This is a genomic window from Streptomyces sp. LBL (assembly GCF_029893585.1).
In the GTDB taxonomy this organism is placed as follows: domain Bacteria; phylum Actinomycetota; class Actinomycetes; order Streptomycetales; family Streptomycetaceae; genus Streptomyces.
In genome coordinates this window covers 28,837-42,358 of sequence record NZ_JARXYX010000047.1, presented here as the reverse complement: position 1 = coordinate 42,358, position 13,522 = coordinate 28,837, and the positions used below count along the sequence as shown (strand labels likewise).

The 13,522-nt window shown below is 69.6% G+C and carries 1 protein-coding gene (cut by both window edges); it reads right to left on the bottom strand.

All 13,522 nt of this window come from inside a single coding sequence — locus M2271_RS38500, hypothetical protein, on the bottom strand. Of the gene's 62,520 coding nucleotides, 27,093 precede the window and 21,905 follow it; the stretch shown corresponds to coding positions 27,094–40,615 — codons 9,032 (complete) to 13,539 (partial); the first complete codon in reading order (the gene reads right to left) occupies positions 13,520–13,522. The start codon and the stop codon both lie outside this window.

Below are 13,522 nucleotides of genomic sequence, written 5' to 3'. Positions count from 1 at the left end.
CGGAATCCGACCACCCGGATCGCACGTTCGGGCCGTGGGCTCCGAGCCCCGTCCCGTAGCTCAGCCACTGGCTCACCGAGCCGGTGCCGCTGCGGTCCCAGCCGCTGTAGCACGGAAACGACAGCAGACGCTGGAAGCCGTTACCCGTACTGGCCATCAGCTGGGCCAGATACAGGCTCCCGTCAAAGGGGTCGACGTACTTCAGACCATACGGCGTGGGTGACCAGAGCAAGTAACCGTCACTGTGCGTGACAATTGACAACGTCTTCCCCGTCCAGGGCACGGCCTTCGGTATGCCCCGGTCCACTACCTCGCCGGACTTGTCGGTCCGCGCGTCCTGGTAAATCGACCGCGAGTGGATGCCGCGGCCGTATGCGTCCGTGATCTGGTAGCTGGGGAGGCTGGTGATGCCGACCAGTGAGCCACTGGCATCGGTGACGGTCCGATTGAGGAGGGGGCGGTTCCAGGCCTGCGGCTCCAGCGGCCGCGGGAGTTCCCGCCGAACCACACGCGCGTAAGGGCGACCGTCGCCGGGAAGCTCGACTTCAACACCCTCAAAACGCGTCGCCCGTTCGTACAGCGCCAGCGCGTCCTGCGGACGCGTCGCGATCCAGGAAACGTCCCGCGCCGTGGAATTCTCCACATCCCACAGCACCGGCAACCCGTCTGCCGGATCCTTCGACAGCGCGTCAACGGCGGCCTCCCTGCTCACCCTGGTGGGGTGCATCGGGCCCACCGCGGAGGCGGCGCGCTTCAACAGCGCCTCCTTCAGGGCGTCAGGGTCGTCCGGCAATCCCCTCTCCACGCTCACCTCGTACACGCGCCGGGCACCCGGCAGCAGAGCGAGCCCCTCGATCGCCATCTCCGTGTGCGACGGCAACTCAGCATGCGGCTCACCGACGGCGAGATCTCCCGCCACCTGCAGCAACTCGTCCGGCACCGACGCCAGTTCCTGACGGACGAACCGTTTGAGCGTCTCCTGGAACATCAGATGGCTCGCCAGCAGTTGCGGGTAATCGTGGGTGCCTGCCTCGAACTCCTGCCGGACGATCCCCTCAACCCGCTCACGCAGCAGAGCCCTGGCCTCATCGGTGGACTCCGTGAACCGCGGATCCATCAGCCCATGGTCACTGCTGGCCAGGTGCAGGGCGATCAGATGGGCAGGCAGGAGGTTGTCCAACATGTAGGGAACCCGCTGCCGCAGCATCCACCGCCGGAACGCCGCCCGACGCTCCGGCCCGGCCGCCCAGTTGGCCTTGGAGGTATACGGGTCGATCAGGGTGGCCACGACGTCCGGGAGCGCCGGGTCCACCAGCCGCTTCGCCGCCCACCGCGCATACACCCGCGCATGCGGCAGGACCAGATCCGCCCTCGACACTCGAGAGCCTGACCGACCGACCGGATCCAGTGTCGCTTCCATCCAGCTGTACCACCGGGAGGCATCGACAGCGAAGATCTCCGGCTCATGCTCCTCCCGCACGCCCACGCCCTGGAATGCGGAGAAGAGGTCCGCCGCCGTCGGACTGTCCTTGCCACCGTCCACGAGCGCGGCGAAGAGCCCTTCCCGGAACCGCATCAACTGACGGTCGTCGTCGGCGAGCACCTCGGCGAACCGCAGCAAGAGGCCGGGCCCCTCGGGCAGACCCTTACCGAGCCGGTACCCCAGCCGGCCACCCCACTCGGCTCGCATGCCGTCCGGGTACGGGATGACCTTCGGGACATCAACAGGCAGACCGTGAACGTTCGTTTTCGGGTGCCTGGCCATCAGCGCTTGCGCCGTCAAGAAGCGGTCCGGGTTGGCGTAGACGGCGTTCCCGAGTCCGTCCACCAGGCGCCGCAGCATGTCACGAGTCATGACCGGGGCCGTCAGCAAGTCCCACAGAACGCCGTGCGCCGCACGGGCCCTCTCGCCCGGCAGGAACGCCCGGGCGGCGCCCACATCGCCCTGGACGCGGGCGAGGAACCGGCGGACCCTTTCCGCGATTATTCTCACGCCATGGACGACCGCTTTATCGCCGGCCAGTCCCTGGGCCACGGCCACCTCCCACGCCTCCGCCGCGTCCTGCCATGCGTCGGTGCCGTAGAAGGTGAAGCGGGCCCACGTGGCATCCGGCTCGTCGTTCCAGTACGCCGGCGCCGGGTAGGAGCGGGACGTCAGCGGCGCGTCCGCCGCTCCCGCGAGCGTCGCGGGGACCCGTTCGTAGCCCGCGACGCCCGGCCGCACAGCGAAGAAGCCGGCGGCCCGGCCCCCCTCGGCCGGAGCCACATGGATACGGGCCCGCCCGTCACCCTCCCCCGGGACGACCGCGACCCGGGAATCCAGCAGATAGACCGTCAGGTCCGTACTGTTCACGAGCGGCCTGAGCCGGTCGGCCGCCTCGGCCAGCGATGCCGGCGTGAAGCAGGCCAGCGCGGTGATCGACGTCAAACCTGCCGCCACCACCCGGGCCGCCATCCCCTCGACCTTGATCGCGAACCGCTCGACCCCGACCGGATCGCCGGCCCGGGGACCATGGCCCACCCAGAACGCGGTGGTGCCGTCAACGACCGGCATCGCGCGCTCAACACTCACCCTGTCGGTGCCGGACCCCCGCCACTGGCTGAACGCGGTGATATCCCGCAACCGTGTCAGTGCCCCGGCCCGCAGCCTGTGATCGGTCCGGTCGAAGACCGCCTCACCGGTCCAGAGGCCGTTCCCGTCCCTGATCTCACGGGCCACCGGCCGATGGTCATCCCAACCGGACGGCTGCACCACGCGCGGTCCGGGCACCGGCGGTTCGGTCTCCTCCACCCGCGCCACGCGGTAGGACCGCCCCGCCTGGTCCGTCCGCACATCGACCGACAGCCGACGCACCCACGTCTCGTGGGGGTACCGCACCTCCCCGGACTGAGCTGTCCGGGTCGACGTGTAACCGGCCATGGAGCGGGCGGTGGACACGGACATCTCGAAGAGCATCGGCTCCGCGCCGGCATCAGCCACCCAGCCCAGGTCCCGAAGGGCCGTCTCCTCGTCCATCGTCGCCTTGTGGAACTGCGGCAGAGCGAACACGTCGTCGGCGGGCTGTGGGCCCACCCAAAGGATCCGCGCGTTCACCGGATCCAGGCGTTCCGCCCCTTCGGCGGCCATGCCCACGTGCTCCGGCATACGGGTCCGCAGATCTCTCAGGATCTCCTTCACCGCGTCCAGCGCTTCAGCCTGCCCCTCCACGTCACGGAAGCGGGGGTGCTCCGTCAGCAGCGCCGGGAACGCGAACCTGCCCGACGCGAACCCCTGGGCGACCTCCGCGCGCAGCCCGGCACCCCACTCCCGCCGACCGATCCGCCCCCCGGTGTCGATCCAGCGAGCCAGCAGGCCGGCCTCGTCCAGCCGGTCGAGCATGCGCAGCGCCACCGCGTGGCCGAGATCCAGGCCGGGCACGGGTACGTCATTCGGCTCCGTGAGATGCGCCGTCCGCTCCGCGTACACCACCTCGTGCGGCAGCCTGAGCCGCTCCAGCAACCCCGGGTCCGCAGTACGCGCACGGGGCTGGAACAGCTCGTCAAGCCGCACATGCAGCTCCGCGGCGTCCCCGGCCAGCGCGGCGCGCTCCACGGCGTCGGGCGGAGCCGCGCTCTCCATGACCTGGCGGGAGCCCAGGAGCATGTCGAAGAATGAGTAGTCGTGGCCAAGCCGGGCGATCAGGGCCTCACGGAAGCGCGGCAAGTCCGCCGCGGTGACCTCCGGAAGCGCCAGGAAGGCGTCCAGAATCTTGCCGATCACCTTCCGCGGCCCCTGGCGGACCCGGATACCGCGCTCAACGTGGACCTGACGGTAGTAGTCGCCTTCCGTGTCCAGCGGGGCCCACGAGTATTCACTGGCGGTCAGCACGTTCCTGACGAAGGCGTCGATCAGTTCCGCGGTGCTCGGGTCGGAGTCCGGCTGCAGCAGGTCGGTCAGGAAGCTCCGCCTCGCCACCCGGGCCGGCGCCATGGCGTCGGCAGCCGCGGAGAGCTTGGTGTCCAGCGCACGGACGGCGCGCAGAGCGGTCTCCCGCACCCGGGGGTCATCGCCCAGGGCCTCGACAATGGCCAGCTCGTGCCGGGTCGCCAGCTCCTCCCGGCGCGAGTCGCGCAGCAGCGCCGTACGCCAGCCCGCCACGTGCCCCGCGGCGCCCCTCGGCACTGCGTCGTTCCCGATGAGAGGGGGCGCGGGCCGCGGGTTCAACTCGCCTTCAGTCGCGACCTCTTCCGGACGCTTGACCACAGGCGCCGCCTGCCGGTTGACGTACACCGCATCCGGCGCGGTCGCGGGCGCCCAGCCGGAGAGCTCGTTCTCCCTCGGATACGACTCGACCCGGCCGTCCGGCCGGTAGCTGCGCACTCCCCCGATCCCGCCGGCGGAAGCCGGAAGGAGGGCGAACTCCCCGGGTGCGTCTTCGTCGTCGCCGGGAGTGACCGCCATCGGGCTGAACAGATGAATGGATATTCCGAGTTGGCCGGCGACATCTCGCAGGACGTCCGACTCGGGCGTCACCGCTTCGGGGCCACAGGCCACTATCACCGCGTCGGTGAAGCCGCGCGCCGCGGCGTTCCACGCCATCAGGTGGGCGGTGCGCTCCACGTCACCCAGCGCGTACCCGTGTCCTGAGGAGTAGGAGGCGCCAGGACCGAAGCCCGACGGCACCGGAGCATACGCGCGCCACAGCCGGCCCGTTCCGTCCTCGCGCAGTACCGCCATCCTGGTGATTTCCGGCAGCCGTCGGTAAAGCGGCTCGAGGTACGCCCACTCGGTGGCCGTGAAGTACGCGTCACCGATCCACTGACCTTCCGGATTCAGGGTGTCGTGCCGCAGCACGCCGTCGTTCCACACCGGAGGGTTCTGTGGCCGCGCGTCGACCTCCTGCACGGTCACCAGGTCTTCGGAGACGACGCGCCCCGCTTCGTCGCGTGTGCTGAGGTGGTGTACCGCGGTGACCTCGTGCTCGACGGTCGAGGGGTAGATGAGCCCCAAGCCCAGCGCGGTGACGTCCCGGGCGGTGGACGCCGGGACGCGGTAGTGCACGTGACGCCATCCCGGAGCGGCCGGACCGGCGGTGCCGACCTTGGAGACCGCGAGGGCCTCGCCCGTTCCGCGGCGCATCCTCTCGCCGACCGCGAGGCCCTCGCCGGGCGGCTCTTCCAACTCCTGAACCGTCCACCAGCCGTCCCGGTTGCTCGGCGGCAGCATCTCCAGCGCCTCGTCCGCCATACCCCGTATGAGAGTGTCGAGGAGGTAGTCATCGCCGGGCAGGACGGCGCCGGCGACCATCCGTCGGGAGCGGGCCAGGGCGTCGACGAACGACGGCGGCAGACCCATGACGCGGGCGGCCTCCTCGACGCCCTCCAAACGGGGACCGGCCAGCCGGCGGTACAGCGTGACCTGAGGCGGCGCCAGGTCCCGCATCACCTCGGGGGCGATGGTTCGGGGACGCGAGGCGATCATCAGCCCCAGCAGCTTGTAGAGGTCGGCTCCTTCCCCGGTGAGCACGGCGCGCTCGCTCTCGTCGCCCAGCCCGGCCCAGTGCGAGGCCCGCAGAACATCGAAGGGCTGGTAGCCACCCGAGAGGTCGGCGGCGGCGGCCATCACCGCCTCACGGAACAACAGCCGCTGCCGCTCGTCGAATCCGAGCTCCCGGTGCATGGCGAAAATCCCCTCGAGGTGGTCGGGCGCCCGCCGCGCCGTCGCCAGACCCCGCTCGTGATTCATCGTCCGGTGCCAGCCCTCGTCGAGCTCCGCACGCAAGGGCCGCGGGACGGGGAGGACGTCGCGGTACAGCTGGAACGTAAACAGGAACTCCCGGATCAGATCAGACAGGCCCCGAGACCGGTCCTGCTCCAGCAAGCGCAGACCTTCGCTCGCCTCGTCCGCCGAACCCGGGTCCAGCCGCGCGACGGCACCGTACAGCTCGACGAGGGCGTCGCGAGCGGTATCGCTCAGTACCGGATCGTCCGACAAGATCAGCTTGAGCGCGGAGTTGTACCTGTCCGTCGCTTCCGTCCACCGCGGTTCGGCGTACACCCCGGGGTAACGAAGCCGTGTCCGCGGCAGTGGGCCGTCTCCTGGCAGTTGCTCCGGCCCTGCCACCGCACTGTCGTCCGACGACGAGTCCGTATCGGACCAGGACTCCTCATCGGCATCGCGCAGTACGGCCCCTACGCGCGGATCGATCACGAGGTGACGCAGATACAACCCGTCCCGGAGCCCCAACAACGCCTCTTCGACCGCGGCCGCACGGTCCTCGCCGCCCTCCAGCTCCCTGGCAAGCGCATCCGCAACGGAACGGGCGGAACGCTGGTACCGGTTGACGTACTCCTCACCGGGGTACGACTCGACGGCCTCCCACTCGGAAGGCTCCTGCGCCGGCGTCCGCACCACACGGCCGTCCGGATGATACGAACGCACGAAACCGGACACGCCGCCCTCGCCCGGGAGCACGTCGATCTCCCCGGGCCCACCCTCCTCAGGAAGCGGACCGTACGACACCTCCACCGGGATCTCGTGAATCACCACGCCGTACTGACCGGCGGCTTCCCGCAAGATCCCCGACCCCGGCCCCCGCACACCCGGGCCGCAGGCCAGCAGTACCACATCGGTGAACCCGGCCGACTCGGCCCGTTCCGCCATGATCTCGCCGGTGCCGTCAGCGAAGCCCAGCCCGGAACCATGCCCGGCGAAGAAACGGACCCGGGCATCCCGGCCCCACGGCACCGACACGGACGCGCGCTCCAGACCCGGCCCCGAGCCCTGACGCCACACCGCGAACTCGGTGACGTCCGAAAGCGACCGATATACCGGCTCCCGGACCGCCCAGTCGGCGTCGTTGAAATACGCGTCGCCGACCAGCTCACCGTTCCGATCGAGGATGTCACGGCGCCGCACACCGTCGCCCCCCTCCGCAGCGGGGACGGACGTCCGATTCACCTCCTGGAACGTCATCACGTTCCCGTAAGGCGATCGGTTACCCGAGTCCGCCTCCAGCCGGACGTCGGTGACCTCGTACCTGATCCCAGGGGGATACATGAACACCCGCTGCCCGCCGGGCGAAACCAGCGCCGTGACCTCAGGTGCAGTGACCCGGGAAACCCGGTAGAACTGCAGGAGCGCCCCGTCCCGCGGGACGCCGTCGGCTGTCCGGGCGGCGTCCTCCCGCGAGGCAGTCAGTTTGAAGAACCCCTTCAGGGGCGGAAGCACCGTGCCGACCGGACGCGTGACCGTCACGGACGGCGGCCACACTGCCCGCCAGCCCTCTTCATTGACCGGCGGCAGCATCTTCAGCGCCTCGGTCGCCAGACCCCGGCTGAGAGTGTTCAGAAGAGAGTCGTCATCGTCGGCCGTCCCGCCCAGCTGTGCGACGCGGCGCAGCGCGGCGCCATGCTCCGGGCTGAGGCCCATCTCCGCGGCGGCCTGCCTGGTCTCATCCACCAGCGCATCACCGGCCAACGCGCGGAAAGCCACCAGGTGCGGAAGCACCAGCCCATTCCTCAGCAGCGGGTCGCCGATGTTCTCGGTATACGGGGCGATCAGCTCGTCCAGCAACCGGTAAACCTCGACCCCCTCAGCGCCGGCAAGCACAGCCCGCTCGCGCTCGTCACCCAGCCCCGCCCAGTGCGAGGCCTGCAGAACATCGAACGGCAGGTCGTACGAGCCGACGTAGAGGCCCAGCGCCGCGTTGCGCAACAACAACCGCTGCCGCTCGTCGAACCCAAGCTCCCGGTGCACCACGAACAGCCGCTCAAGGTCGTCCGACGGGAACAGGCTCACCGTCAGGCCGCGCTCGCGCATGGCCACGACCAGTTCCTCGTCGCGCGGCTCACGCGGGCTCCAGAACTCGCGCCACAGCGAGGCGAGGAGACTGCTGTGCTCGTCGGCCGCTTCACTGAAGCTGTCAAGGAGACCGGTGGCATCTTCGGGCCGGTCCTCGGTCAGCTGGACCAGCTTTCGGTTTACGTCCTCCTCAAGATCCGGGTTCAGCCGGGCGACGGTGCGGTACAGCTCCGCGAGGGCGGCACGAACGGCGTCGATCACCTCCGGAGCGGCCGACATCACCTTCCCGAAGGAGTCGCCATACGTTCGCCGCAGGCCCTCCCAGTTCCCCTCGACGTCATACAGCCCGGGGTAACGAACCGCTGTCTGCCGCAGCGGCGCCATTCCCCGCGGTGCCGCTGCCGTGCTGTCCGTCGACGAGTCCGAGTCGTACTCCTCGTCCGACGACGAGTCCGAGTCGGACCAGGACTCCTCATCGGCATCGCGCAGTACGGCCCCTACGCGCGGATCGATCACGAGGTGACGCAGATACAACCCGTCCCGGAGCCCCAACGCCCCTTCGACCGCGGCCGCACGGTCCTCGCCGCCCTCCAGCTCCTCCGCAATCGCAGCCGCAGCCGCAGCGGCAGCGGCACGGCCGGAACGCTGGTCCCGGTTGACGTACTTCGCATCCGGACGCGGCGCCACCTCCCACTCGGCAGGCTCCTGCGCCGGCGTCCGCACCACCCGGCCATCCGGATGATACGAACGAAGGAAACCGGACACGCCGCCCTCGCCCGGGAGCACGTCGATCTCCCCGGGCTCACCCTCCTCAGGAAGCGGACCGTACGACACCTCCACCGGGATCTCGTGAATCACCACGCCGTACTCACGGGCGGCAGTCCGCAAGGTCTCCGACTCAGGGGTCATCCCACCCGGGCCGCAAGCCAGCAGGGTCACATCGGTGAAGTCCCTGTCCATGGCCCGCCATGACATGATCCTGCCGGTGCCCTCAGCGCTGCCGAGCCCGGAACCGTGCCCGGCGAAGAAACGGACCCGGGCATCCCGGCCCCACGGCACCGACACGGACGCGCGCTCCCAGACCGCCCCCGCACCCTCACGCCACAGCCTCAGCCTGGTGACCTCCGGAAGCCACCGGTACACCGGCTCCCGAATCGCCCAGTCATGGTCGTTGAAGTACCCGTCGCCGACCAACTCGCCGTCAGTGCCGCGGATCTGGCGCCGCCGCACATCGTCAAGCCGCCCCCCGGCAGGTGCGGGCTGCTGCGGACTCTGCTCCTGCAGCGTCACCACATAGCTGCCCGCATCCGATTCATGCCGAACATCGGTGACCTCCAACATGCTGCCAACAGGCCTGAACCGCGGGAGCCGCCCGCCGAGCCCCGTGACCTCACGCGCAGCAGACGCCGGCATCCGGTAGAAGACCAACGGCCCCTGCTGCGGCTCGTAGCCCGCCGCGGCGTATTGCGTCTCCCTGTCTGCGTGAACTCTCTGTGCGTCCTCCCGCGAGGGACTCAGCACACTGAGCATAAATAAACCCATAGCCGTGCCAAGGCCGATGGAGTCCGGATCCGGTAGCTGCTCCGCGAACCAGAGCTCCCTGTTGGCCGGCGGCAGCTGCTCCAGCGCCTCTGCCGCCAGTCCCAGTGCGAGAGCGTTCAGAACCTCCCCGTGCTCGCCGCGCTCGAGCGGCCTGCTGAGGCCGGCCAGGGCGCCGGCGTGCTCCATCGTCAGGCCCATCGCCTGCGCGGTCCGGCGACCGTGCTGGTCCAGCTGAGGAGCATCGGCCCACTCGCGGTACAACGCGATTTCCGGCGGTACCAGGCCCCGCCTCAGTTCCGGGGTGAGGTCATCGGCATACGGGGCGACCATTTCTCCCAGCAACCGGTAAAGGTCGACGCCCTCACCCTTCTCGCTGACCACAGCCCGCTCATGCTCGTCGCCCAGCCCAACCCGGTGCGAAGCCTCCAAAGCACTGAAGAGGGAATAGGCGCCGTAAGAGTGAGACACCCAGGGGGCGGCGGCCAGCACAGCCTCGCGGAACAACAGCCGCTGCCGCTTGTCGAAACCGAGCTCCCGGTGCGCCACGAACAGCCAGCCAAGACCATCCGTCACATCTGGCCGGCTCACCCGCAGGCCGCGCTCGTCCTCCATGGCCCGTTGCCAGTTCCGGTCACCCGGCCCAGCGAACACCGGGGACCAGTTCCACAGTCCGGCCAGCTCCTCACTACGGCGATCGAGGGTCTGTCGGAAGTGCCTGATCATCTCAGGCAGGGACAGCTGCTGCTCCTGCTCCAGCCGGCGTTCCATGCCTCGTTCCGGAGCTTCGCCGTCCCGCGCGACCTCCGGCAGTGCCAGAACAGTGCGGTTCAGCCGGGCAAGGCTTTCGCGGACAACCTCGTTCACCTCCCGGGCCCCGCCCGTGACCGCCGCGAACGCGGAAAGGTACCGCTCCGACGCGGCCTTCCACTGCTCACTGCGGTACAGCCCGGGATAGCGAATCGGCTCCTGTATCAGTGCCGGTTCTTCCGGCTCGGTGTCGTCCGACGGCTCTTCCTCCACAACATCCGGCTGACGGGGAAGCTCATCCAGCACCCGCTCCCGGAACTCCGCGACCTCGGCCGCCGCTGCCTCCAACACCCGCTCCTGGAGCGACCTCTCGTCCCCCTCCGCCTCCACGTCACTCTCTTGGACACCAGCCGCGATGGCGCGGGCGGAGCTCCGGTCCCGGTTGACGTACTCCGCACCCGGCAACTCGCCGAGCTCCCACCGGGACGTGAGCTGGCCCTGCCGCGGATACGACACCACCCGGCCGTCCGGCTCACGCACCCGCAGGGAACCGGGCCCACCACCGGGAGACGGGAACACATGGATCTCCGGGGGACTGTCCGCCCTCTCCCCAGGGGTTATCGCCAAGGAGACGCCGGTGTCGGACTCAACCACCCTCATCCCGAGACGCTGGGCATGGCTCGCCAGGACATCCCACGCGGGCCGCTGAACATCGGGGCCACACGCCGTCACCCACAGTTGGACCGGGCCCTCCTGCTCGGCCCCGGCCGCCACACTGACCGCGAACCTGGCCATATTGACGACGGTGCGCTCGTTCAGCGTGTCGCCATGGGTGGCGTAGAAGAAGACCGGAGCATCGGCCGCCGTCGGCACATCCGCGCGCGCACGCCAGGTCCGACCAGAATCGTCCTCACGCCACACCCACATCGTGCGGACCTCGGGCACCCGCCGAAGCAACGGTGCACGGACCGCCCAGTCCGCGTCCGGGAAGTACCCGAAGCCGGTCAGGTCGTCATCCTCGTCACGGATTTCGCGCAACCGAGGAAGATCATCCTCCCGGCTCAGGACGGACACCGGCCGCGATGCCAACTCCTCCAACATCGCACGCGCGTCGCCGGACGGAACCCGCGAGTAGTTCATGGCCCCGTGCCTGGCGCCGGGCGGGTACATCAGCAGCCGCCGCCCACCACCCATCAGTGCGGTGACCTCACGCGCGGTGGACACCGGGACGCCGTGGAACGTCCGCCGCTGCCCCTCCGGCACGGCACCGGCTTCCCTGACGGCGTCGCCCATGGTGGGACGCGCGACAATGAAGTCCCCGTGAACGATCTCCGTGCCGGTCTCGATCTCATGGTCAGCCGGCAGCAACTCTGACCACCAGGCCGCCTCGTTGACCGGCGGCAGCAACTCCAACGCCTCGGCAGCCAGACCGCGTCCGAGGGTCTCCAGCAGCTCACCGTCATCGGCGACATCCCGGGCCACAATGCCTCGCAGGGCAGCGCCATACTCCGGCGCCAGGCCCCTCTCCCGGGCGGCCGCACGAGCTGCGTCCACCCACTCGTCACCGGCCAACTCGCGGTACACCGCCAGATGCGGCGGAACCAGATCCTCACCGAGCGCCGGGGCGATGTTCCGGCGCGGGGGGAGCATCTCATCCAGCAGCCGGTACAGCTCGACGCCCTCACTGGCGAGCACAGCGCGCTCACGCTCGTCGCCCAACCCCGCCCAGTGCGAGGCCCGCAGCACATCGAACGGATGGTCGATGGCGTAGTAGTGGGACAGCAGCCCCTTGCGGAACAACAACCGGTCGGCCTCGTCGAAGCCAAGCTCCCGGTGTACCAGGAACAGCTGCTCCAGATAGCTCGGAGCACCCTCCGCCGCATCCAGGCCGCGCTCCACACCCATGACGCGAAGCCATTCGGCATCGCGTCCCTCACGGTAGTGGGAGAGCTCCCTAAAGACCTGGCTGTGGTCCGCGAGCACATCCGTGAAGGCCTCTACCAAAGCCCCCAGCCTCGTCGGCAGGCCCTGCTCCGGCGCCGCCGACTCCTCGCCGACACTGCGACGCAGCTCGGCGAGGCTCCTCTGGAGGGCGTCGATCACCGCCCGATCGGAACGCCACACCGTCGCCCACGCGCGACGGTACGTTGCGACCGCAGCCTTCCACCGCGGATCGTCGTACAGCTCGGGATAGCGCACCGGTGTCTGCGGCAGCGGACCGTCTCCCGACGGCGCCTCCTGCGTCACACCGTCGTCCGACACCGAGCCCGCCTCGGACTCATCGTCGACCGCTGCAGGCCGCGGATCCACCTCCCTCAGCGTCAGCACAGAGCTGCCCGTATCCGGCTCCGGCCGGATACGGGTGATCTCGGCCGGCACCCCCCGCGGATACCTGAGCGTCCGCATCGTGCCAGGCGGAAGCAGCGACGTGACGTCACGCGCAGCGGACTCAAGGACCCGGAAGAACATCAAGGCCGACTCGTCCGACGGCTCACCGAAGGCCATCCGGCCGGCGTCGTCCCGCGAGACCCGCAGGCGCACGAAATCGGCACCTACAGGGGCCACGTCGCCGAGCTCCAAGACCACTTCCCGGGGCATCCAGACCGCCACCCACGCCTCAACGCCGGCCGCGGGCAGCATCTCCAGCCCCTCGGCCGCCAGACCCCGGATGAGGCCCCTCAGAGCAGCACTGTCATCGTCCACGATCTCGGGCAGCTCATCGAGGCGGACCAGGGCGGACGCGTTATGCAGGGGCAGCCTCAGGTCACGGGCGGCCCGCGTGGCGCCCGCCGTCATCTCATAGCCACCGCCCAACTGGCCGTACATCACCCGGTCCGGAGGCACCAGGTCGTCCCACAGGTCCGCGTCGATGTCCTCCTCATGGTCGGTGATCATCTTGTCCAGCAGCCCGTAAAGCTCGACTCCCTCTCCCCTCCCGGAAACCACGGACCGCTCGTACTCGTCACCCAACCCGGCCAGGTGCGAAGCCTCCAGAACGTCGAAGGCGGGGAGCCCCGCCCCGAGGATGTAGGCCAGCACCGCCTCCCGGAACAACAGCCGCTCCGGCTCGTCGAACCCGAGCTCCCGGTGCACCACGAACAGCCAGCCAAGATCGTCCGAGGCCGCCACACCCGCACGCAGACCCCGCTCGCGCATCGCCTCGCGCCAGCCATCCTCGACCGGCCCGCGCTCGACCGGCGACACGTCGTTCCACAGTTCGGCGAGGTCCGCACGGTATTCCACGGCCGTCCGCCGGAAGGCGCCGACCAGCTCCGCCACGCTGTCCGTATCCAGCTGCTCCCGCCGAAGGTTCAGCTCCTGCGCGGAATCCGGATCCACCAGCGGCACAAGGAGGTCATGCAGCGCCTCGTAGCCGTCCTCGACCGCCCCGAGGACATCCTCGACACCACCCATGGCCTCTGCGAACGTGCGGTCATACCGGCGGGCCGC